A 21,427-nucleotide genomic window follows, 5' to 3' on the forward strand; every position below is an offset into this window, starting at 1 on the left:
AGATCGAGGCCGTAGAAGCACTCGATCGCGCCCGCCGTGCTCAGCTGGTTCTGCGTGTCGAAGTCGAAGTCGTCGAAGCGGACGCGCTCCAGACCCAGGTCGACGTTGCCCGAGGTATCGTAGATGCACTCCAGTTCGAGGAACAGGGTGATGCCGCTGTCGATCGCGCACGTGTCGAACATGCCGTTGCGCGACGAGGCATCCGCATCGTTGGTGGTCTTGATGACGTTGTCGAAGAAGTACGCATCGTCATACAGGCCGTTCTCGCTGTTCGGGCGGATCAGCAGCGTCCCGTCGAGGTTGGCCGTGTTGACGAACAGCTGCGAGTAGCTCGCCTCCGCCGTCGCCGCGTCCGACCAGGTCGGCAGCTCGTAGATGATCGTGCCGTCGGCCTCGATCGTGAGCGTGTCGAGCCAGCCGCCCGAGGGGCCGTCGTACATGTTGTCGGTACGGTGCGGATCGTCGCGCAGGAACAGCGCGCCGCCATTGCCGATGACGAGGTCGCCGACCAGCTCCATGTCGGGGTTGAACAGACCGTCGAAGCTGGTCTCGCCCATCTCGACATTGACCGTGTCGCCGTCCTGCAGGTGGATGTGCCCGTAAATGTCGCCCTCGCCGTAGAGGTTGAGGATCGACGCGTTGGGCGCATCGCTGACGTCCACCGCAAAGCCGCGCGCGAAGGTCGCACCCCCGTCACCCGACACACGCGACTGGATCATCCCGCCGTCGTTCGTGAACACGAACGTCTCGGTCGTCGGGGTCGCACCTTCTGCGGCGCCCGTGACCAGCACGCCATAGGCATTCGCCAGGCCGCCGACATCGGCCGCATCGCCGTTCGCCGTCCAGGCATCGACCATGATCGTGCCCGAGTTGGTGACGCTCGCATCGACCAGCGCACCGTCGAGGTGCACGCCGACCGCACTGGCAAACGAAAGTGCCGTGTAGGTCGTCAGGGTCGACGCGATCGCCGTCCCCGGACCCGAGGTCGTGAGCACCGGCGTCGTGTCCGACGTCAGCACGCCCGAGGCGACCGCCGCGACCGTGATGTTGCCCGTGTTGACAAGATCGCCCGACAGGGTCGCCGGAATGACCACGTCGTCCGACGTGCCGGTCAGGGTCCCGAAGTCGATCGTGGTGCCGAGCGCATTGATCTGCACGCCCGTTGCGTAGGCACCTGCGCCGCCCGAGGTCGCGACCGCCTGCGCCGCCACGTTGATCAGGCCGTCATTGTCGAACCCGAACGTACCGTCGTAGAGGCGGCCGACATAGCCATAACCGCCGGCGAACGCCCTGCCGCCGCCGACCAGCGACGCCGTCGCAAGCGCGGAAATCGTACCGCTATTGGCGAAATCCATCGCGTAGTCGCCCGTTGCGCTGGAGAACCAGTACGGCCCCACTTCCTGGACGGCACCGGTCGCGTAGGCTTCGACATAGCCTTCGGATCCGCTGTGCGAGCCGAACGCATTGGCCGCCGCTTCGATATAGCCGCTGTTGGTCATCACCGCGACGGCGGACAGGTCGCCAAAGGCGCGCTGGTCGATTCCGCGCGCGTAGGCATTGGCATCCACATAGGACGTGCCCGTGGCGTGACCGGACGCGATCGCCAGCACGGTGCCGCTGTTGCTGAGGTAGGCACTTGCCGAACCTCCGCTTCCGCCGTCCACATTCTGGTTGATGCCCTCGGCGTCCGCGTACAAGCGCGCGACATCACCGCCCAGTGCATTGGCAGTCGCGCTCGCCCAGACGAGGCCGCCATTATAGAGTTCGCCCACGGCCATGCTGCCATAGGAGTACACTTCCTGTTCGATGCCCGTCGCGTCTGCGGACGCGAAGGCGTAGTCGCCCGCCGACGCATCGGCGAAGGCAGATGCGAATACGCCGCCCGAATTGGACAGGAAGGCCGACGCCGTTCCTGCTGCCGAAGCCTCCTGGTAGATGCCCTGCTGCGCATCGGCATAGGCCCAGGCGTTCCCGAAGGTAATGGTGGTCGCGGTGGTGCCCGTGCCGACTTCGGACGTGCCGACACCGACCGCATGCGCGCTAGCCATCGCAGTCACCGAACCGCTGTTGGTGAGCGACGCGAATGCTGCTGCACCGCCGTGAATCAGCTGGTTCATGGCGTCGTTCGCATCGGCATAGGCCATGACGTCCAAGCCGTTCGCCGATGCACTCGCGTGCATGTAGACCGAGCCGCTGTTGTACATCACGCCCGACGCGTTGTCGGCATCGATGTGCTGGTACAGCGCATCGCTCGCCTCGGCGTCCGCCATGACACCCGTGCCCGAGGCCTTCGCGATCGCCTCGAGAGAGACGATGCCGGCGTTGGTCATCTGGGCAGCAGCCGTCGAAGCGGACAAATACTGGAGAAGGCCGATGGCCGTCGCCTCGGCAAAGCCGTCAGGCGCGTTAAGGGTGGCCATGGCATCGACCAGCACCGTCCCGCTATTGACGACGGCGCCGTTGACCTCGCTGCCGTTGATGTACTGGCGCGCCGCAGTCGCGTACGCGACCGCCTCGCGGTAGCCCTCGGTGGCCGAAGCGAACGCCGCCGCCGCGATGTCGATCATCCCGCCATTGGCGAGGCTGACATCGAGCAGGCTGCCCTCGGCATACTGGTCGATCGCGACGATCGAGGCGTAGGCCGACGCGCCCGAGCCGATCGCGCTGGCGTTCGCCGAGCCCATGATCGTGCCGGCGTTGCTGATGACCGCATGGCCCGACGTCGCGTTGACATACTGGTCGACGATGGCCGAGCCGTAAGCTTCGACGTAGGCGATGTACGCCGCCTTCGCGTCGCCATCGACGTTCAGGCTGATCATGCCGTTGTTGACCATCGACGCGTCGACGGCCGAACCGTCCGCGTACTGATGGAACGCATTGGAGCCGATGGCATAGGCCGACGCATCGCCGTAGGTGATCGTCACCGGCGCGGTCAACGGCCCCGTCAGCGTCGTCAGCGAACCGGTCGCCTCGGCGATCGCGCTCATCTGGATGGTGCCGTTGTTGACCATGTCGGCATCGATGCTGGTGCCTTCGGCGACCTGCGACATGCCGGCCGTGACCGACGCATCGGCAACAGCATGCGCGCCCGAAGCGTGCATCATCGCATAGATGTCGATCATGCTGTTGTTCGACATGACCGCCGCGACGGTCGAGCCGTTCACTTCCTGGTACACGCCGCCAGCGAAGACGTCGCCCGTGATGGCCCCGTCCGCCGCGGCGTCGGCCATCGCGTGGACCGAGATCACGCCATTGTTGACGAACGTGCCGTTGGCGACCGGCCCGTCGACCTGCTGCCACAGGGCCCAGGCGCGTGCATCGGCCCGCGCATCGCCCGAACGCAGGTCGTCGGCCGTCCCGACGATCGCATCGGCGTCGGCGACGACGGCGATCGTGCCGTCATTGGTCATGTTGGCCGACGCGGCGCTGCCGCCGTCGATATTCTGGACCGCAACGCCCCACGCATCTGCCGAAGCGCGCGCGTAGGAACCGCCGATGGCTTCGGCGACGAAGACGGCGCTGATCGTGCCGCTGTTGGCGATCGTGCCGGCCGCAGTCGCGGCCTCGACGTCCTGCCGGATCAGCGCGTCGTTCAAGCCGAACGACTGCTGAGCATAAGCCTGCGCGTCAGAGCCTTCCGCGAACGCGCTGACGTGCGCCGCGATCGTCCCGTCATTGTCGATCAGCGCGTTGCCCGAACCGATCGAGGTGACGTCCTGGTAGAGGAGGTGATCGATGTCCGCGTCGGCGTAGGCCCACGCGCCCTTGTTGCCAGCCTCGGCGTCCGCCTGGACGTTCACGTCGATCGAACCGGCATTGACGAGCGAAGCGTCGGCGTCGTCCACGCCGGCGGCGAGCTGGTACATGGCGCTATTGACATGCCCATCGGCGCGTGCGGTCCCGCCGTCTGCGGTCGCGAGCGCCGAGAAGTTCATCGTGCCGTTGTTGACGATCGACACTTCGCCGTGGTCCATCAGGCTGTAACGGGCTTCGTTATCGATGCCGTAGCCGATGACTGCCGACGCATAGGCTTCGCTGTCGGCATTCGCGATGGCGGCCGCACCGATCGTGAGCGTCCCGTCGTTGAGAATGCCCGCATGGCCGCTCGTCTCGCCGGCGCCCACTGCGGTCACGCCGACATAGATGCCGAAATCGACATTCGCGTCGGCGTCCGCCAGGTTCGTTCCGTTGGCGATCGCGGTCGCCACGAACGCGAGGCTGGCATCGGTCGTGCCCGATGCGGTGGCCGGCCCGACATGGAGATCGGCGTTGAGATCGCCCTGCCCGTAGGCCCACTCGTTGATGCCGTCCACTTCGGCGTACGCGTCGGCGGTGCCTTCGGTGTTGTTCGCACTCGCCAGCGCATGGATCAGCGCATTGCCATTCACGTCGAGCGCGACATTGGCGACGGCCGACGCGGTCGTCGCCACATAGCCCTGGTCGATGGCCCAGCCGATGGCGGCGTTCGCAGTCGCGACATCGGACACCGTGCCCGCGATCGCGCCCAACTCGACGTCGGTGAGGATCATCTGGAGATCGCCGCTCGTGCCGCTATCGACCTGCACGATGAGACTGCTGGCCACCGCGTTGCTGGTATCGACGACACCGCAGAATGCGTCGGCATTGTCGCATACATAGACCGCCGCCGTGTCGGTGCCGCCGAGCCCGCCGACCACCACCAGGTCGTTGCTGGTGTTGACGCCGGTATAGACACCGGGATCGGGATGGGCGTGGGTCGCCACGATCTGTGCCAGAGCATGGGTCGGGGCAAGGATGCCCACCGCCGCCAGAGAAACACCCGTGAGCAGCGTGCTACGCGTCTTGGTCGCCATTTAAAATTCCCCTGTTTGGGCCGTGATCTCGGCCCGAAAAATACACACGGCATTTCCGAAAGGGACGGAAAAGTCGCCATTACATGCTCCCACGAATAGTGCGGGGCGGCGTAATTCGCAATAACCTGCGTTAAGCTGACGCCTCTTTTCGACCGATTGATTAAGCCGCTGATCCGGCATCCTTTTTCGTCGAAGTCCGGGATTCTGCCGCGCGCGGCCCCAGGATGTCGCTCGCATGATGTAACTTTGGCGCAACACCTGCAAAAAGGCCCGGGAGTTTCCTCCCGGGCCCGTTCGTGCCGTATGGCGGCGCCGTGTTGGCGGGGCCGCTTCTGATCTGAAGGTCGTCCTAAGCAGCGAGTGTCAAATAGCGGTAAAAGCAGGCGCGATAATGGTCGACGACGAGCGTTGCGCGGCGGCCGCGCGACCCGTGGCGATTCGCGAGAAGGGGACAAGCGCGCACTGGCGGAGACGGAGGGATTCGAACCCTCGGTACGGGATTTACCCGTACGCCGGTTTAGCAAACCGGTGGTTTCAGCCACTCACCCACGTCTCCGGAGCCCGGCTAGGAGGCGCGACTTAGCGAAGCTTTCCACCTTGTTCAATGGGGAGCTTTTGGCTTTTCCCCTCGTTGACACGCCAACAGGGGAGCGATGCGTCCTTCGCTCCCGTTTCTGGCGGGAGTTCACCCATGCCCTATTCCCCCGATGTCGAACTCGACGACGGCATCCGCTTCTCGGAAAACCTGCTCCTCGCCATGATGCCGGAAAGGCTGCGCGAAAAGCTCGAGCCGCATGGCAAGCACGTCATGCTCGAGGTCGGCGACATCCTCTTCGCCAGCGGCGACAATGTCGAATATACCTTCTTTCCCTACAAGCCGACCATGATCTCGCTGCTCGTCGATCTCGACGACAAGCGCCGCGTCGAGGTCGCCTCGATCGGACAGGAAGGCGCGATCGGCGGCATCGTGAGCTGCGGCGACCTTCCCGCCTATACGCGCTCGGAGGTCCAGGTTGCGGGGACCGCACTCAAGATCCCGATGCACATCGTCGAGGAACTGAAGCGCGACAGCCTGTTCATGCGCGACCTCTACTGCCGCTACGCCGACTATCTCCTCGCGCAGGTGATGCAGTCGGTGGCGTGCAACGCCTTCCACCCGATCGAATGCCGCGCCGCGCGCTGGCTGTTGACCGCGCAGGATCGTTCGGGAGACCGGCTCGAACTGACGCAGGAAGCGCTTGCCGGCCTGCTCGGCGTCCAGCGCACCACGGTCAACGCGGTCGCGCGCCAGCTCCAGGCCGAAGGGCTTATCTCCTACCGCCGAGGCGTCATCACGGTAAAGGATCGCGAGGAACTCGAGCACCGCTCGTGCGAATGCTACGCGAGCGTCCACAAGCATTTCCGCAAGGTGCTCGGCAGCAAGGAGTCGAGCTGGATCGCGTCCTGCGAAGCCTAGGCGAGCCGCCAGCCCAGCGTCATCCCCGCGCAGAATGGGACCAGCGTCTCCTCGCCCGCTTGCACCGCGTCGGGCACCATCGCCGGCGCCTTCTCCAGCGTCACCGTCCCCTCGTTGAGCGGTAGGTCGTAGAACGCCGGGCCGTGCACGCTCGCGAACGCCTCGAGCCGGTCGAGCACGCCCTCTTCCTCGAACACGGTCGCATAGGTCTCGAGCGCGAACGGCGCGTTGAAGATGCCCGCGCATCCGCACGAACTTTCCTTGGCGTGGCGGGCGTGCGGCGCGCTGTCGGTGCCGAGGAAGAATTTGGGGCTCCCCCCGGTCGCGGCGCGGCGCACCGCGCGGCGATGCTCCTCTCGCTTGACCACCGGAAGGCAGTAGGCATGCGGCCTGAGCCCGCCCTCGAACAGCGCGTTGCGGTTGAGCATCAGGTGCTGCGGGGTGATGGTCGCCGCCACATTGTCCCCTGCCGCGAGCACGAAATCGACCGCATCCTTGGTCGTGATATGCTCGAACACGACCTTGAGGCCCGGGAAATCGGCAAGCGTCGGGATCAGCACGTCCTCGATGAACACGGCCTCGCGGTCAAACACGTCGACGTCGGCGCGCGTCACTTCGCCGTGGACGCACAGCACCATGCCCTGCTTTTCCATCTCGGCCAGCACCGCGCGGATATTGGCGATGTCGGTCACGCCGTGCGCGGAATTGGTCGTCGCGCCCGCAGGATAGAGCTTGGCCGCGACGAAGCTGCCGCGCTGGAACCCGTCGGCGAGTTGGCCCGGCACCGTCTCGTCGGTCAGGTAGCAGGTCATCAGCGGGGTGAAATCCATCCCCTCGGGCAGCGCGTCAAGGATACGCTGGCGATAGGCGTCGGCGGCATCGGGCGTTGTCACCGGCGGGGCAAGGTTGGGCATCACGATCGCGCGCGCGAACTGACGCGCCGTGTAAGGCAACACGCCCGCCATCATCGCGCCGTCGCGCAAGTGCAAGTGCCAGTCGTCGGGGCGGCGGATGGTGAGGCGCATCGTCTCGGCGGTCATGATCGTCCCATTGCGAAAGTGTCGCGCGCTCCCTAGCTCAACCCCATGGCCGCGACCACCCTCACCGACCGCAAGCTGCTTCGCCTGTCGGGCGACGGCGTCACCGACTTCCTCCAAGGCCTCGTCACCAACGACGTGGCGGGCGACCTCCCCGTCTGGGCGGCGCTCCTCACCCCGCAGGGCAAGTGCCTGTTCGACTTCCTCGTCTGGCGCGAGGGCGACGACCTGCTGCTCGACTGCGAAGCCGACGCGGCCGGCGACCTCGCCACCCGCCTCGGCCTCTACCGCCTGCGCCGCAACATCGCGATCACGCCGGAGGACGCACTCGCGGTCCACTGGTCGCAAGAGGGCGAGGAAGGCGTATCCGATCCCCGCCTCGAAGCCCTCGGCCGCCGCTGGCTCGCCCCGGCGGGCGAGGCCGCCACCGGCTGGCACGAACACCGCCTTCGCCTCGGCGTATGCGAAGGCCGCGCGGAATTGGGCGACCTCCTCTGGCTCGAATGCAATGCGGGCGAACTCAATGGCGTCGACTTCAAGAAAGGCTGCTTCGTCGGCCAGGAAAATACCGCGCGCATGAACTGGCGCTCGAAGGTCAATCGCCGCCTGTTCGTCATCGACGGCGCGCACGACAAGGCCCGCGCGGCCTATCCCGACCTCGGCCTGTCGGTCGTCCATGCGCGCAAGGACGCGGTGCCCGAACAGGCGATCGTTCCCGACTGGCTGGAAAAGGCGTTGTCCGCCTAGGGAGTGACGACCGGCAGGCCCGCGTCGGTCCAGGCGGTGATCCCACCGTCCATGTGGACGACTTCCTCGCCGCGATGCTCTGCCAGTTTGGCTGCTGCCTCGGCCGAGCGCCGTCCGGAGTGGCAGTAGAGGACCACCTGGTCACCATCGAGCGCCGCCGGGTCGAACGTGTCGAGCGGGAGGTTGACCGCGCCTTCGATATGGCCCTCGGCGAACTCTTCGGGCGTGCGCACATCGACGAGCTTCGTGTCGCCCGCCTCCAGCAGCGCCGCCAGCTCGGTCGGCGCGATGGTCGCGACGCTGACCGCCGCCGGCTGCGCGGTCTCGACCGTGGCTGCCGCCGCGCGCCCTTCACGGTCCCCGCACGAAGCGAGGGAGGCGAGAAGAGCGAGCGGCAGCAGACGGATCATCGATCAGGCCTTTGCGAGATTGCGCAGCACGTAGTGCAGGATGCCCGAATTCCGGAAATATTCGAGCTCGTTATAGGTGTCGATGCGGCAGCGCGCGGTGAAGCGGACTTCCTCGCCGTTAGCGCGCTTGGCGACCACTTCGACGTCCTGACGCGGCTCGAGATCGGCCAGCCCCGCGATCGAGAAGCTCTCCGACCCGTCAAATCCGAAGGTCCCCGCGCTCTCGCCGTCCTGGAACTGGAGCGGAAGCACGCCCATGCCGACGAGGTTGGAGCGGTGGATGCGCTCGAAGCTTTCGACGATGACCGCCTTGACGCCCAGGAGGATCGTGCCCTTCGCCGCCCAGTCGCGCGACGAGCCGGTGCCATATTCCTTGCCGCCGATCACGACTAGCGGAGTGGCGTTGTTCTGGTAGGCCATGGCGGCGTCGTAGATCGCCATCTGCTCGCCGTTGGGGCCCTTGGTGAAGCCGCCTTCGACCCCGTCGAGCATGCGGTTCTTGATGCGGATGTTGGCGAAGGTGCCGCGCATCATCACCTCGTGGTTGCCGCGGCGCGCGCCGTAGCTATTGAACTCCGCGCGCGGGACCTGGTGGTCGAGCAGGTAACGGCCCGCCGGACTGTCCGCCTTGATCGCGCCCGCAGGCGAGATGTGGTCGGTGGTGATGCTGTCGCCGAACAAAGCGAGCATGCGCGCGTCGGCGATATCGGTCAGCGCGCCCGGCTCCATCGCCATGCCCTGAAAGTAGGGCGGGTTCTGGATGTAGGTCGAACCGGCCGGCCAGTCATAGGTGTCGCCGCCGGTGACCGCGATGTCCTGCCAGCGATCGTCGCCCTTGTAGACGTCGGCATAGCGCGCCGAGAACATTTCCGAATGGACGTGCGCATCGACCAGCGCGCGCACCTCGTCGTTCGAAGGCCAGATGTCCTTCAGGTAGACGTCGTTGCCGTCCTTGTCCTGGCCGATGACACAGGTGGTGATGTCCTCGCGCGTGTTGCCGAGCAGCGCATAGGCGACCACCAGCGGCGGCGAGGCGAGATAGTTGGCGCGCACGTCCTGGCTGACGCGGCCCTCGAAGTTGCGGTTGCCCGACAGCACCGAGCAGGCGACGAGGTTGTTGTCGTTGATCGCCTTCGAGATCGGCCCCGGAAGCGGACCCGAGTTGCCGATGCAGGTGGTGCAGCCATAGCCGACGAGGTTGAACCCGATCGCGTCGAGATCGTCGCTGAGGCCGGCGGCGTCGAGATAGTCGGTGACGACCTGGCTGCCCGGGGCGAGCGAAGTCTTGACCCACGGCTTGCGGGTCAGGCCGAGTTCGCGCGCCTTCTTGGCGACGAGACCAGCGGCGACCAGCACGCTCGGGTTGGAGGTATTGGTGCAGCTGGTGATCGCGGCGATCACGACGTCGCCGTCGCCGACCGTATAGTCCGCGCCCTCGACCGCGACCTGGCCGGTGCCGCCCTCGTACTGCGTGTCGATGAGCTTGTTGAACTCGCTCGCCATGTCGGAAAGCAGCACGCGATCCTGCGGGCGCTTGGGGCCGGCGAGGCTCGGCATGACGCTCGACATGTCGAGTTCGAGCGTGTCGGTGAACACCGGCTCGGGGGCCGCGGCGTCGCGCCACATACCCTGCGCCTTGGCGTAGGCCTCGACCAGCGGGACGTCGTCGCCGCGTCCGGTCAGGCGGAGATAGTCGAGCGTGCGCTCGTCGATCGGGAAGAAGCCGCAGGTCGCGCCATATTCGGGCGCCATGTTGGCGATGGTCGCACGGTCGGCGAGGCTCAGGGCGTCGAGGCCCGGGCCGTAGAATTCGACGAAGCGGCCGACGACGCCGCGCTCGCGCAGCATCTGCGTGACGGTCAGCACGAGATCGGTCGCGGTCATGCCTTCCTTGAGCGCGCCGTCGAGGCGGAAACCGACCACCTCGGGGACCAGCATCGAGATGGGCTGGCCGAGCATCGCGGCTTCGGCCTCGATCCCGCCGACGCCCCAGCCGAGCACGCCCAGGCCGTTGACCATCGTCGTGTGGCTGTCGGTGCCGACGAGCGTGTCGGGATAGGCGACGGTTTCGCCGCCCTGGTCCTCGTCCGACCAGATCGCCTTGGCGATATGCTCGAGATTGACCTGGTGGCAGATGCCCGTGCCCGGCGGCACGACCTTGAAATTGTCGAACGCCTTCGATCCCCACTTGAGGAACTCGTAGCGCTCCTTGTTGCGCTCGTACTCGCGCTCGACATTGGCTTCGAAGGCGACCGGTGTGCCGAACTCGTCGACCATCACCGAGTGGTCGATGACGAGGTGGACGGGAACCTGCGGATTGATCTTCTGCGGATCGCCGCCGAGCGCCTTGATGCCGTCGCGCATCGCGGCGAGATCGACCACCGCGGGGACACCCGTGAAGTCCTGCATCAGAACGCGCGCGGGGCGATACTGGATCTCGCGGTTGATGCGCTTGTCCTTCTGCCAGTCGACGATCGCCTGGACGTCGTCGGTGGTGACCGTCACCCCGTCCTCGAAGCGAAGCATGTTCTCCAGCAGCACCTTCATCGAGAAGGGAAGACGCGACACGTCGCCCATCTTCTCGCCCGCCTTGGCGAGCGAATAATAGGCGATTTTCCTGCCGCCGACGTCGAGGGTGGTGCGGGTGCCGAGACTGTCTTGACCGGTGCGGATCATCGCCTGTTCTAGTCCTTCATCTGATACGGGTACGAAGCGGAAATATCGGGTGCGCCCGAGGGAATCCGGGCGGCGTGCGCGCCCCTAGCAGCCTCGGCTCGAATTGACAAAGGGCGAGCACGCCTCCGCGTTCCGCGATTCTTCGCCCGGTGCGCGGGAGGATGCGACGAACGGAGGGAGTGAACCTTAACCTCGCGCAACTTTTCTGCTATGGTCGCCGACCATGATGACAGGCCGTGACAGCTCCTATTTCGAGCGGCGGGCCAAGGAGGCCAGGGGGGCCGCCGATCACAAGAATGGCGGACGCGCCGCGCGCGTCGCCGGCCATCTCGCACTCGCCTACGAGGCGCTGGCGCGGATCAAGCGGCAGCGCGAAGGCCTGCCGATCACGAAACATTAGAGCCAGCCTCGCGAGCGCGCGTACCGGTACGGCAGGATCGCGCTCGCCAGCATCAGTCCGATCGCGAGCGGATATCCCCACGGCCAGTCGAGTTCGGGCATGTGGCGAAAGTTCATGCCGTAAATCCCCGCGACCAGCGTCGGCGGCATCAGCACTACCGCGACCACCGAGAAGATCTTCATCACGACGTTCTGCTGCACCCCGATCAGCCCGAGCGCGGCATCGAGCAGGAAGGTGATGTTGTCGGACAGGAAGTTGGTGTGCTCGTCGAGCGCCTTGAGGTCGCCCGCCAGCGCCCGCACTTCTTCCGCCAGTTCCCCGTCCTCGCGGATGCGCCGGCGCGCGCCGAAGAAACTCAGCAGTCGCCCGGTCGAGATCGACGTTTCGCGCACCTTGGAGAGCAGTTGCTGGACTCGCCCGATCCGCAGGATCAGCGCCTCCAGCTTGAGCTCGGGCGAGCGCGCGTCGCTGTCATGTTCGAAGATACGGCGGCTGACCGCCTCGATCTCCTCGCTCGCGGTCTCGAGCTGATCGGCGAGCCTGTCGACCATCGCGTCGATCAGCCCGACCATCACGCCCGCCGGCCCCGCATAGGCCTCGGGTTCGGCGTGTAGGCGGTTGAGGAAGGTGGCGAACGGCTTGGGGTCGACCGCGCGGATCGTCACCAGCCGGTCGCCCGACAGGAGAAAGCCGACCGGGCCCGACTGGGGCTGGCGCGCATCGACCCCGAACAGCACCGACAAGGTGAGGAACAGCGTGCCGTCCTCCTCGTAGAGGCGGCTCGACGGCTCGATCTCGGCTAGGTCCTCGAGACTCGGCAGGCTGCGTCCGACCGCCGCCGCGACCCGCGCGCGTTCTTCGTCGGTCGCGTCGAGGCAGTCGATCCATTGCGCCCGCGCGAGAGCCTCCTCGTCGCAGCCCGTATCGCTGGCGGGCTCACCGTCGATCAGGAAGCAGCGCAACATGGCGCCAGTGCTGGGACGCGCAAAGCCGCTTGGCAAGCGCCAATATCGCGGATAGCCCGAACGCCATGGTCCGCGTTCGCCTCCCCTACCTGCTCGTCGCCCTGCTTCTTGCCGCCGCCACCGCGGCGGTGCTGCTAGGCATGGGCCAGCCGCTGACCTGCACCTGCGGAACGATCGAGCTATGGGCGGGCGGAGCGTCGAGCCCCAAGACGAGCCAGATGATCGCCGACTGGTATGCTCCCAGCCACATGATCCACGGCTTCCTCTTCTTTGGCCTATTCTGGCTGGTCGCGAGGAAGCGCCCGGTCGAGCATCGCTTCTTGTGGGCGGTGATGCTGGAGGGCCTGTGGGAGATCGTCGAGAATTCGCCGACGGTGCTCGAGCGCTATCGTTCGGTCACCATCGAGGTCGGCTATTATGGCGACAGCGTCGTCAACTCGATGGCCGACCTTGCCTTCATGTCGCTGGGATTCCTGCTCGCGCGCAAGTTGCCGCTGTGGGCCAGCATCGCCTTCATCGTCATCGCCGAGGTCGCGGCCGCGATCGCGATCCGCAACAACCTGTTCTTCTCGAGCCTGATGCTGATCGCGCCGCAGCAATGGGTGCTCGACTGGCAGTCGGGCGGCTCGCTCTTCTAGCCCCTAGTCGGTGCGGTCGATCGCGCGGACCTGGCCTTCCAGCAGCTGGGCGCCCATCTGGGCCACAGGCCGCAGCGTGGGGCTGTCGCCCCGGCGTGCGTAGGTACGATGGAAGTCGAGCGCGTCGGGCACGAAGCCGCGCTGCTGCTGGAGATAGGTGTGGTCGAACGTCGGCGTCGAACGCAGCGAGCGCAGCATTGCCTTGTGTTCGGGAAGCAGTTCGGCGCGCGGCAACAGGTTGAGCCGCCGGCCCGCAAAGCTCAGCTGGCCCGCGATGCCGAGCGCGTTGCGGCGCTGCAATTTGGCAAGCGCGCGCACGTCGCGATCGCGCGACCGGGCGCGGGCGATATCCGCAGCCTTGACCGAATAGAGCGCAGAGGACGCTGCCACGTTGACGAACAGCGCCGCCGACAGGGTCGCACCCGACTGGCTCGCTGCCGCCTGAGGGACGATGGGAGCGGCGGGATTGCCCGGCGCGATAGAGGCCAAGAGGCCCAGCGCGACCGTCGCGCCCAGAAACTTTGCGTTTACCAAGATTTCCCTACCCCCTAGTTAACCGGACAGGTTCATTCCTGTCCGGCTAAATGTCCCGATTTGGGATATATCGGAGTAAGTCCCTGGTTACAACGCAAAAAAGCACCGCCCTTTCGGGCAGCGCTTTCCCTTCGCTCGGCGTCCCGGCGGGTGGCCGCGCCCGGCCGCTGCTTCAGTCGGCGTCGTCGATCGCCTCGACCTGGTTCTCGAGCAGGTCGGCGCCCAGTTCGGCAACCGGGCGCAAGGTCGGGCTCTCGCCCCGCGCGGCATAGGTGCGGTGGAGGTCGAGCACGTCGGGAACGAACGTGCGCTGCTGCTCGATATAGGTGCGATCGAAATCGGACGCGTACTGGAGCTTGCGCAACAAGGCCTCGTGTTCGGGCAACAGTTCCGCGCTCGGCAGCAGGTTCAGGCGCCGGCCCGCAAAGCTCAGCTGGCCCGCGATCCCCATCGCGTTCTCACGCTGGAGGGTCGCCAGCGCGCGCACCTCGCTATCCGCCGATCGCGCCTCGGCCAGTTCGGCCGCCTTGACCGCGTAGAGCGCCGCCGACGAGGCGATCGCCACGAACGCGGCCGCGGTGGTCGGGCCGAGCGCCGCCGACGGCACTGCGGTCGCGACCATCGGCGCCGGTTTCGACGAACAGCCCGCCACCATCAGCGCCAGCGCCGCGGCCGCGAGGAGCGGCCCTTTCCTCGTGAATGGCCGCATCCTCGTTTCTCCTGCTGCTGGGGCCTTAGCGGCCGATCATCTTCTCGGGCTTTACCACGCGGTCGAAGGTTTCCTCGTCGACCAGCTCGAGGTCAAGCCCGGCTTCCTTCAAGGTCATGCCCTTCTTATGAGCGTGCTTGGCGATGGTCGCCGCATTGTCGTAGCCGATCTCGGGCGCGAGCGCGGTGACCAGCATCAGCGAGCGGTTCATCAGCTCGGCGATGCGCTCCTCGTCGGGCTCCATCCCGTCGAGACAGCGCTCGGTGAAGCTTTCCATGCCCACCGTCAGGAGGTCGATCGAGCGGATCGCGTTGGCCCCGATCAGCGGCTTGAACACGTTCAGTTCCATGTGCCCCTGCAGCCCGCCGACCGTCACGGCCATGTGATTGCCCATCACCTGCGCGGAGACCATGGTCAGCATCTCGCACTGTGTCGGATTGACCTTGCCCGGCATGATCGAGCTGCCCGGCTCGTTCTCCGGCAGCTTGAGTTCGCCCAGCCCGCAACGCGGTCCCGAGCCGAGCAGGCGGATGTCGTTGGCAATCTTCGACAGCGACACCGCGATCGTGTTGAGCACGCCCGACAGCTCGACCAGCGTATCGTGCGCGGCCAGTTCGGCGAACTTGTTGGGCGCCGAGGTGAAGGGCAGCTGGGTGAGGTTGGCGACTTCCTTGGCGAACTTCTCGGCAAAACCCTCGGGCGCGTTGAGCCCGGTGCCGACCGCAGTGCCGCCCTGCGCGAGACGGTAGAGGCGCGGCTGCACCGCCTTCACCCGCTCGATATTGTCGGCGATCTGCTGCGCGTAGCCCGAAAATTCCTGGCCCAGCGTCAACGGCGTCGCGTCCTGCAAGTGCGTGCGCCCGATCTTGATGATCCGGTCCCACGCCACCGCCTGCCGGTCGAGCGTCCTGTGGATGCGCTTGAGCGCCGGGATCAGGCGACGCTCGACCGCGACCGCAGCCGCAATGTGCATCGCCGTCGGAAAGGTGTCGTTCGACGACTGGCCGCGATTGACATGGTCGTTGGGGTGCACCGGTTCCTTGCCACCGCGCCTGCCGGTCAGCGCCTCGTTGGCGCGGCCCGCGATCACCTCGTTGGCATTCATGTTCGACTGGGTGCCCGAGCCGGTCTGCCAGATGACCAGCGGGAACTGGTCGTCGAGGTCGCCGCGCGCGACTTCGCCCGCCGCCTGCTGGATGGCTTCGGCCAGGTCGGCGTCGAGATTCTTGAGCCGCCCGTTGGTGCGCGCGGCCGCCTGCTTCACCACGCCCAGCGCATGGACGATTTCCTTGGGCATGCGCTCGCGCGGGCCGAAGGGAAAGTTGGCGATCGAGCGCTCGGTCTGCGCGCCCCAATAGCTTTGCGCCGGCACCTCGATGGGGCCGAAACTGTCATGTTCGGTACGGGTGGGTTCGCCCACGTCATTCACTCCCGAGCCAATGGAAAAAGGATCGGCGCCCGATTAGGCGGGCGGCGCGCGCGAGTCGAGGGGGCGCTCGCTACTTCTTCTTGGTGAAGTCGACCGACACGACGTTCGAACCGTCCTCGATCGGTTCGGCCCGGAGCGGCTCGTCCCCGGCCTCGTCCTCGTCGTCGAACAAGTCGTCGTCATCCTCCTCGTTCGCCTGGAACTTGAGGCTGAACTCGACCGCCGGATCGACGAAATCGGTCACCGCGGCGAACGGGATGAACAGCGTCGAGGGTACGCCGCCGAAGCTGAGGCCGACCGAAAATCCGGTATCGGTCACCTTGAGGTCCCAGAAGCGGTGCTGGATGACGATGGTCATCTCTTCCGGGAAGCGCTCGGACAGGTGCTTGGGGATCTCGACCCCCGGCGCCTTTGTGCGGAAAGTGATGTAGAAATGGTGCGTGCCGGGCAGTTCGCCGGTCGCCGCGACTTCGCTCAACACCCGCCCGACAACTGCGCGCAGCGCCTCCTGGACGATCTCGTCGTAGGGAATCAGGCTTTCGGGCGCATCGTCGGTCATGGCCTGCGGGATGAACTCCGCACCCCACGGGGTCAAGGGGCAATGGACAGCGCCGCGCGATGTCGCCATGGTCGCGCGATGCGCAACGACTGGCACCGCTCCTACAACCATTTCCGCCGCGGTCTCGATGCGACCCGCGACCCGTTCTTCGCGGGAATGGGTCACGGCAGCATGTCGGTCGAATTGTTCGAACCGCGCGGGCGCGACATGCAGACGCCCCACCCGCAGGACGAGATCTACATCGTGCGCCAGGGCAAGGGCTGCATCGAGAAGGAAGGCGAAGTCATCGCAGTCGATGCCGGCGACGTCATCTTCATCGAGGCCGGCGCGCATCATCGCTTCGTCGAGTTCAGCGACGATTTTTCCGTCTGGGTCGTCTTCTACGGGCCCGCGGGAGGGGAAGGACAGGACCATCATGCCGATCGACGCGACGAAACCGTACGATCCTGACAATATCTTCGCCAAGATCCTGAAAGGCGAGATTCCCTGTTCGAAGGTCGACGAGACCGCACACAGCCTCGCTTTCCACGACATCAACCCGCTTGCCCCGATCCACATCCTCGTCATCCCCAAGGGCCATTACGTCAGCTGGGACGACTTCTCGGCGACGGCGAGCGATGCGGAAATCCTCGATTTCACGCGTTTCGTGGGCAAGGTCGCGCGCGACAACGGGTGCGTCGAACAGGGCTACCGGATGCTCGCCAACATCGGCAAGCGCGGCGGACAGGAGGTCCCGCATCTCCACGTCCACCTGTTCGGCGGCGCACCGCTCGGGCCGATGCTCGCACGTTAGGGATTGAAAGCGCGCCAGAGCGCGCTAGGCTCGCCTTCTTTTCACGGTCGGTTCCCCGGGGGAACCGGCTTTCTTGTTAGGGGAGCCCCTCATGATCCTAGGGCGCGTCAAGCCGCTGGAAGCCATCCTGGCCACCGCGGAAAAGAAATCGCTGCATCGTTCTCTCGGCGCGATCCAGCTGATGCTGTTCGGCATCGGTTGCATCATCGGAACGGGCATCTTCGTGCTGACCGCCGCGGGTGCGCAGAAGGCCGGTCCCGGCCTCATGCTCGCCTTCGTCATCGCCGGCCTCGTCTGCGTCGTCGCGGCGCTCTGCTATGCCGAGATCGCCTCGATGATCCCGGTCGCAGGCTCGGCCTACACCTACTCCTACGCGACCATGGGCGAGTTTCTCGCCTGGACGGTCGGCTGGGCGCTGATCCTCGAATATGCCATCGCCGGCGCGGCCGTCTCGGTCGGCTGGTCGGGCTATTTCGCGGGCACGATCCTCAACGAGTTTATGGGGGTCCAATTGCCCACATGGCTCGCCGGCGGCCCGCTCGCACTGGGCGGCATCGAGGGCGGGTTCATCAACCTGCCCGCCGCGATCATCGCGCTGCTCATCACCTGGCTGCTGATGATCGGCACCAGCGAGAGCGCCAAGGTCAACGCCGTGCTCGTCGCGATCAAGGTCACCGCGCTCACCGCCTTCATCGGCTTGACTCTAACCAGCGCCTATTTCGATCCCGACAAGTTCAACCCGTTCCTGCCCGCGGGCGTGTTCGGTGGTTTCGGCACCGGGGTCGGCGCGGTCGGCGCGGCGGCAACGATCTTCTTCGCCTATGTCGGTTTCGACGCGGTCTCGACTGCGGCGGAAGAGACCAAGAACCCGCAGCGCAACGTGCCCATCGGGCTCGTCGGCTCGCTATTGTTCTGCACGGTCTTCTACATCCTCGTCGCGGCGGGCGCGATCGGCACCATTGGCGGCCAGCCGATCATGGGGCCGAACGGCATTCCCTTCCCGGCGGGTTCGGAAGAACTCGCGCTGCAGTGCGCGATGCCCGAGCACGCGGCCGCGCTGGTCTGTTCGGACGAGGCGCTCGCGCACGTCCTCAGGCAGATCGGCTTCTCCGGGATCGGCAACATGCTCGGCATCGCCGCCTTCCTCGCGCTGCCGTCGGTCATCCTGGTGCTGCTGTTTGCGCAGACCCGCATCTTCTTCGTGATGAGCCGCGACGGCCTTCTTCCCGAAGGCCTCTCGGCGGTCCACCCGAAGTGGAAGACCCCGTACAAGGTGACGCTGATGACCGGCCTCCTTGTCGCGATCGGCGCGGCCTTCTTCCCGGTCGGGCAGCTGGCCGACATCGCCAACGCGGGCACGCTCTACGCCTTCTTGATGGTGGCGGTCGCGGTGATGCTGCTGAGGAAGCAGCGCCCCAACTTCAAGCGCGACTTCAAGACCCCGGCGATCTGGCTGATCGGCCCGGCCACCGTGTTCGGTTGCGCCTTCCTGTTCCTCAACCTGCCGTCGGCGGCGATGCTCGTCCTGCCGATCTGGTCGCTGATCGGGTTCGTGGTCTATTTCGGCTACAGCCGTCGCAACAGCCATCTCGGCAAGGGCATCGTCGAAGTGGTCGACGACGTCGCGGGCGAGGAGACGATGATCCCGATCCATCCGCCTGCGGACGAATAGGGACATCTGAAGCCGACACGAAGAAGGGGCGGCCCGCACGCAAGCGGGTCGCCCCTTCTTCTTTACGACATGCGCCGGTTCACAGAATGGCGGACGCCAGTTCCCTGAGGTCGGCTTCGGGCCGCGCGCCGTAGTGCTGGATCACCTCGGCCGCCGCGATCGCGCCGAGCTTGAGGCTCTGTTCGAGGTCGAGACCCTTGGCCTGGCCGGCGAGGAACCCCGCGGCGAACAGGTCGCCCGCGCCCGTGGTGTCGACCAACTGCGAGATCTTTTCGGCCGCGACGCGCGCGCGGTGACCGTCCTCGACCGCGATCGCGCCCTTCTCGGACCGCGTGACGACCAGCAGCGGCACCTTGGGTCCGATCGCTTCGACCGCTTCGTCGACATCGCCCTTCTTGGCCAGCTCGACGATCTCCGCCTCGTTGGCGAACAGGATGTCGATCTTGCCCTCCTCGATGAGCCGCAGGAAGTCGGCGCGGTGACGCGCGATGCAGAAACTGTCGGACAGGGTGAAGCTGACCTTGCGGCCCGCCGCGCGCGCGACGTCCATCGCCTTTTCCATCGCTTCCTTTGCGTGGGGCAGGTCCCACAGGTAGCCTTCGAGATAGACGATGCCCGCATCGGCCACCGCCGCCTCGTCGATGACGCCCGGCTGGAGCTGGTTGGCCGCGCCGAGGAACGTGTTCATCGTCCGCTGCGCGTCGGGGGTGACCAGGATCAGGCAGCGCGCGGTCGCGCCGACATCGCCGCGCGGTTCGACTAGGAAGTCGACGCCCGACGCCTCGATGTCGTGCTTGTAGATCGCGCCGAGCTGGTCGCTGGCGACTTGCCCCGCGAACGCGGTTCGGCAGCCCAGCGCCGCGAGTCCCGCAGCGGTATTGCCCGCCGAGCCGCCCGAGATCTCGCGCCCCGGCCCCATCGCCTCGTAGAGGCTCTCCGCCTCGGCTTCGTCGATCAGCCGCATCGATCCCTTGTCGAGCCCGTGGCTCTCGAGGAACGCGTCGGTCGCGTCGGAAATCACGTCGACGATGGCATTGCCGATGGCGAGCACGTCGTAGCGGGGGTCGGTCATGAAGGTCGGTCCGGTGTCAGGAGAAGCGTGAATTGCGATAAAGCGCGCGCCCTAGCCGCCGGACGGCGAAGGAGCAAGCTTGCGCCGCGCCGCGCGCCGCGCCATCCCCTTGGCATGCGCCGCCTTCTCCTCGCCCTGCCGCTCGCCCTTGCCGCCTGTGCCGGCCCCGCCGAACGCCCGACCTCGCCGCCCCCGCCTGCCCCACCGCAGGTCCAGCGGGGCGGCGCGCTGATCGGGCTGACCGCAGGCACCGTGCTCCAGCGCTTCGGCCAGCCCGAACTCACCATCCGCGAAGGCGACGGGCTCAAGCTCCAATATCGCGGCGCGTGCGTGCTCGACGTCTACCTCTATCCCGGCCAGGGCGGCCGCGAGGCGACCGTGCGCCATGTCGATGCGCGCGACGTCTATGGCCGCGACGTCGACCGCGAGACCTGCGCCCTGTCGCTCGACCGCGCGCTCTAGGCCAGCCGCTCCATCGCCCAGCGCGCCGCCTCGGCGACGACCGGGTCGGGATCCTCGAGGTGCGGCGCGACATGGGCGCGCATTGCCGCATCGCCGCTATTGCCGGCCGCGATCAGGCAGTTCCTGACCATCCGGTCGCGCCCGATCCGCTTGATCGGCGAGCCCGAGAATTTCGCCCGGAACGCCGCATCGTCGAGCGCCAGCAACTCCGCCAGCCTGGGCGCGACGAGGTCTTCGCGCGGCAGGAATTTCGCGTTGGCCTGCGCGGCCTTCGCAAACGAATTCCACGGGCACACGGCAAGGCAGTCGTCGCACCCGTAGATGCGATTGCCCATCGCCGCGCGATATTGCTCCGGGATCGGCCCGTGCAGCTCGATCGTCAGGTAGGAGATGCAGGCGCGCGCATCGATCCGCCCGGGCGCGGTGATCGCGCCGGTCGGGCACGCCTCGATACAGCGCGTGCAGCTCCCGCAATGCTCGCTCGCCGGCACGTCGGGCTCCAACTCCATGTCGGTGTAGATGACGCCGAGGAACAGCCAGTTGCCGTGGGTGCGGTTGAGCAAGTTCGTATGCTTGCCCTGCCAGCCGATCCCCGCCGCCGCCGACAGCGGCTTTTCCATCACCGGCGCGGTATCGACGAACACCTTCAACTGGCACTTGGCTTCCTCGGCCAGCCAGCGCCCCATCGCCTTGAGCTTCTTCTTGACGACGTCGTGATAGTCGCGCCCCTGCGCGTAGACCGAGATGCGCCCCACATCCCCCTCGCCTGCCAGCCGCAACGGGTCCTCGGCCGGCGCATAGCTCATCGCCAGCGCGATCACCGATTTCGCCTCCGGCCAGAGGCCCTGCGGGTGCGCGCGCTGCTCCTTGCGCCCCTCCATCCAGCCCATCTCGCCATGCCGTCCCTCGGCGAGCCATTCGTAGAGGTCCTCGCCCGCCCCTACCGCTGCGTCTGCGCGCGCGAACCCGCAGGCGCAAAAGCCCAGTTCCTCGGCTTTTCGGCGAATGGCGGTCTCTAGGCTTGTCATCTCGGCTC

The 21,427-nt window shown here is 66.4% G+C and carries 19 protein-coding genes and 1 tRNA gene; 8 read left to right on the forward strand and 12 right to left on the reverse strand.

Annotated elements, in window-relative coordinates; translation table 11 throughout:
* Positions 1 to 4,832 (reverse strand): beta strand repeat-containing protein (locus NNY25_RS00005; RefSeq protein WP_265569306.1); only part of this gene is annotated, 4,832 nt, incomplete at its 3' end.
* A gap of 463 nt (positions 4,833 to 5,295) precedes the next feature.
* Positions 5,296 to 5,388, reverse strand: a tRNA-Ser gene (locus tag NNY25_RS00010).
* A gap of 135 nt (positions 5,389 to 5,523) precedes the next feature.
* Here NNY25_RS00010 and NNY25_RS00015 point away from each other — a divergent pair.
* Complete coding sequence (locus NNY25_RS00015) at positions 5,524 to 6,288, forward strand: Crp/Fnr family transcriptional regulator (RefSeq protein WP_265569307.1); 765 nt, start codon at positions 5,524 to 5,526, stop codon at positions 6,286 to 6,288.
* On the opposite strand, the gene pyrC is transcribed toward NNY25_RS00015, so the two are convergent.
* Positions 6,285 to 7,328, reverse strand: a complete 1,044-nt coding sequence (gene pyrC / locus NNY25_RS00020; protein WP_265569308.1) for a dihydroorotase — start codon at positions 7,326 to 7,328, stop codon at positions 6,285 to 6,287. The two genes, NNY25_RS00015 and pyrC, sit on opposite strands and share 4 nt — an antisense overlap.
* 45 nt (positions 7,329 to 7,373) lie before the next feature.
* Between pyrC and ygfZ the strand changes: the two genes are divergently transcribed.
* The gene (ygfZ, locus tag NNY25_RS00025; RefSeq protein ID WP_265569309.1) at positions 7,374 to 8,072 is read left to right on the forward strand and encodes a CAF17-like 4Fe-4S cluster assembly/insertion protein YgfZ; all 699 of its coding nucleotides are present in this window, start codon (positions 7,374 to 7,376) and stop codon (positions 8,070 to 8,072) included.
* Here the strand turns inward: ygfZ and NNY25_RS00030 are convergent.
* Positions 8,069 to 8,482, reverse strand: a complete 414-nt coding sequence (locus tag NNY25_RS00030) for a rhodanese-like domain-containing protein (protein WP_265569310.1) — start codon at positions 8,480 to 8,482, stop codon at positions 8,069 to 8,071. The two genes, ygfZ and NNY25_RS00030, sit on opposite strands and share 4 nt — an antisense overlap.
* A 3-nt stretch (positions 8,483 to 8,485) precedes the next feature.
* Positions 8,486 to 11,158, reverse strand: coding sequence for an aconitate hydratase AcnA (gene acnA / locus NNY25_RS00035; RefSeq protein ID WP_265569311.1), 2,673 nt, complete (start codon positions 11,156 to 11,158; stop codon positions 8,486 to 8,488).
* A 223-nt stretch (positions 11,159 to 11,381) separates the two neighbouring features.
* On the opposite strand from acnA, the gene NNY25_RS00040 reads away from it, so the two are divergent.
* Complete coding sequence (locus tag NNY25_RS00040) at positions 11,382 to 11,558, forward strand: hypothetical protein (protein WP_265569312.1); 177 nt, start codon at positions 11,382 to 11,384, stop codon at positions 11,556 to 11,558.
* Here NNY25_RS00040 and NNY25_RS00045 read toward each other — a convergent pair.
* Complete coding sequence (locus tag NNY25_RS00045) at positions 11,555 to 12,523, reverse strand: magnesium transporter CorA family protein (RefSeq protein WP_265569313.1); 969 nt, start codon at positions 12,521 to 12,523, stop codon at positions 11,555 to 11,557. The two genes, NNY25_RS00040 and NNY25_RS00045, sit on opposite strands and share 4 nt — an antisense overlap.
* 65 nt (positions 12,524 to 12,588) lie before the next feature.
* Here NNY25_RS00045 and NNY25_RS00050 point away from each other — a divergent pair, with 65 nt between their 5' ends.
* Positions 12,589 to 13,161, forward strand: coding sequence for a DUF2585 family protein (locus tag NNY25_RS00050; protein WP_265569314.1), 573 nt, complete (start codon positions 12,589 to 12,591; stop codon positions 13,159 to 13,161).
* Between the two features lie 3 nt (positions 13,162 to 13,164).
* Here NNY25_RS00050 and NNY25_RS00055 read toward each other — a convergent pair whose 3' ends face one another.
* The 4 genes from NNY25_RS00055 to NNY25_RS00070 all read right to left on the reverse strand — a co-directional run bounded on the left by NNY25_RS00055 (position 13,165) and on the right by NNY25_RS00070 (position 16,392).
* A complete protein-coding gene (locus NNY25_RS00055) occupies positions 13,165 to 13,695 on the reverse strand; it encodes a DUF4142 domain-containing protein (RefSeq protein ID WP_265569315.1) in 531 nt (176 codons plus the stop codon).
* Positions 13,696 to 13,867: 172 nt separating this feature from the next.
* On the reverse strand, positions 13,868 to 14,404 hold the full coding sequence (locus NNY25_RS00060) for a DUF4142 domain-containing protein (RefSeq protein ID WP_265569316.1): 537 nt from the start codon (positions 14,402 to 14,404) through the stop codon (positions 13,868 to 13,870).
* A 25-nt stretch (positions 14,405 to 14,429) separates the two neighbouring features.
* Complete coding sequence (gene fumC, locus NNY25_RS00065) at positions 14,430 to 15,824, reverse strand: class II fumarate hydratase (protein WP_265569317.1); 1,395 nt, start codon at positions 15,822 to 15,824, stop codon at positions 14,430 to 14,432.
* A gap of 79 nt (positions 15,825 to 15,903) precedes the next feature.
* Positions 15,904 to 16,392 carry an SspB family protein gene (locus tag NNY25_RS00070; RefSeq protein WP_265569318.1) on the reverse strand — a complete coding sequence of 163 codons (489 nt, stop codon included), beginning with the start codon at positions 16,390 to 16,392 and terminating at the stop codon, positions 15,904 to 15,906.
* A 78-nt stretch (positions 16,393 to 16,470) separates the two neighbouring features.
* On the opposite strand from NNY25_RS00070, the gene NNY25_RS00075 reads away from it, so the two are divergent.
* From NNY25_RS00075 to NNY25_RS00085, 3 genes are all read left to right on the forward strand, one after another.
* A complete protein-coding gene (locus NNY25_RS00075) occupies positions 16,471 to 16,842 on the forward strand; it encodes a cupin domain-containing protein (protein ID WP_265569319.1) in 372 nt (123 codons plus the stop codon).
* Entirely contained in the window at positions 16,808 to 17,185 is a 378-nt protein-coding gene (locus NNY25_RS00080; protein ID WP_265569320.1) for a histidine triad nucleotide-binding protein, read from the forward strand. Before NNY25_RS00075 ends, NNY25_RS00080 begins: the two co-directional genes overlap by 35 nt.
* A 91-nt stretch (positions 17,186 to 17,276) precedes the next feature.
* Positions 17,277 to 18,857, forward strand: coding sequence for an amino acid permease (locus NNY25_RS00085; RefSeq protein WP_265569321.1), 1,581 nt, complete (start codon positions 17,277 to 17,279; stop codon positions 18,855 to 18,857).
* Between the two features lie 79 nt (positions 18,858 to 18,936).
* Here NNY25_RS00085 and NNY25_RS00090 read toward each other — a convergent pair whose 3' ends face one another.
* Positions 18,937 to 19,929, reverse strand: coding sequence for an adenosine kinase (locus NNY25_RS00090; RefSeq protein WP_265569322.1), 993 nt, complete (start codon positions 19,927 to 19,929; stop codon positions 18,937 to 18,939).
* A 114-nt stretch (positions 19,930 to 20,043) separates the two neighbouring features.
* Here NNY25_RS00090 and NNY25_RS00095 point away from each other — a divergent pair, with 114 nt between their 5' ends.
* A complete protein-coding gene (locus NNY25_RS00095; protein WP_265569323.1) occupies positions 20,044 to 20,391 on the forward strand; it encodes a hypothetical protein in 348 nt (115 codons plus the stop codon).
* Here NNY25_RS00095 and queG read toward each other — a convergent pair.
* On the reverse strand, positions 20,388 to 21,419 hold the full coding sequence (queG, locus tag NNY25_RS00100) for a tRNA epoxyqueuosine(34) reductase QueG (RefSeq protein ID WP_265569324.1): 1,032 nt from the start codon (positions 21,417 to 21,419) through the stop codon (positions 20,388 to 20,390). The two genes, NNY25_RS00095 and queG, sit on opposite strands and share 4 nt — an antisense overlap.
* Between the last annotated feature and the right edge of the window lie 8 nt (positions 21,420 to 21,427).

It is taken from the genome of Sphingomicrobium nitratireducens (genome assembly GCF_026157035.1).
Taxonomy (GTDB): Bacteria; Pseudomonadota; Alphaproteobacteria; order Sphingomonadales; family Sphingomonadaceae; genus Sphingomicrobium; species Sphingomicrobium nitratireducens.

Coding starts and splice junctions, on each gene's coding strand:
- NNY25_RS00085 (WP_265569321.1), top strand. CDS start 17,277: ATGATCCTAGGGCGCGTCAAGCCGCTGGAAGCCATCCTGGCCACCGCG.
- NNY25_RS00075 (WP_265569319.1), top strand. CDS start 16,471: ATGCGCAACGACTGGCACCGCTCCTACAACCATTTCCGCCGCGGTCTC.
- NNY25_RS00045 (WP_265569313.1), bottom strand. CDS start 12,523: ATGTTGCGCTGCTTCCTGATCGACGGTGAGCCCGCCAGCGATACGGGC.
- NNY25_RS00070 (WP_265569318.1), bottom strand. CDS start 16,392: ATGACCGACGATGCGCCCGAAAGCCTGATTCCCTACGACGAGATCGTC.
- NNY25_RS00015 (WP_265569307.1), top strand. CDS start 5,524: ATGCCCTATTCCCCCGATGTCGAACTCGACGACGGCATCCGCTTCTCG.
- NNY25_RS00095 (WP_265569323.1), top strand. CDS start 20,044: ATGCGCCGCCTTCTCCTCGCCCTGCCGCTCGCCCTTGCCGCCTGTGCC.
- NNY25_RS00030 (WP_265569310.1), bottom strand. CDS start 8,482: ATGATCCGTCTGCTGCCGCTCGCTCTTCTCGCCTCCCTCGCTTCGTGC.
- pyrC (WP_265569308.1), bottom strand. CDS start 7,328: ATGACCGCCGAGACGATGCGCCTCACCATCCGCCGCCCCGACGACTGG.
- NNY25_RS00090 (WP_265569322.1), bottom strand. CDS start 19,929: ATGACCGACCCCCGCTACGACGTGCTCGCCATCGGCAATGCCATCGTC.
- NNY25_RS00080 (WP_265569320.1), top strand. CDS start 16,808: ATGCCGATCGACGCGACGAAACCGTACGATCCTGACAATATCTTCGCC.
- queG (WP_265569324.1), bottom strand. CDS start 21,419: ATGACAAGCCTAGAGACCGCCATTCGCCGAAAAGCCGAGGAACTGGGC.
- NNY25_RS00060 (WP_265569316.1), bottom strand. CDS start 14,404: ATGCGGCCATTCACGAGGAAAGGGCCGCTCCTCGCGGCCGCGGCGCTG.
- NNY25_RS00050 (WP_265569314.1), top strand. CDS start 12,589: ATGGTCCGCGTTCGCCTCCCCTACCTGCTCGTCGCCCTGCTTCTTGCC.
- NNY25_RS00040 (WP_265569312.1), top strand. CDS start 11,382: ATGATGACAGGCCGTGACAGCTCCTATTTCGAGCGGCGGGCCAAGGAG.
- ygfZ (WP_265569309.1), top strand. CDS start 7,374: ATGGCCGCGACCACCCTCACCGACCGCAAGCTGCTTCGCCTGTCGGGC.
- acnA (WP_265569311.1), bottom strand. CDS start 11,158: ATGATCCGCACCGGTCAAGACAGTCTCGGCACCCGCACCACCCTCGAC.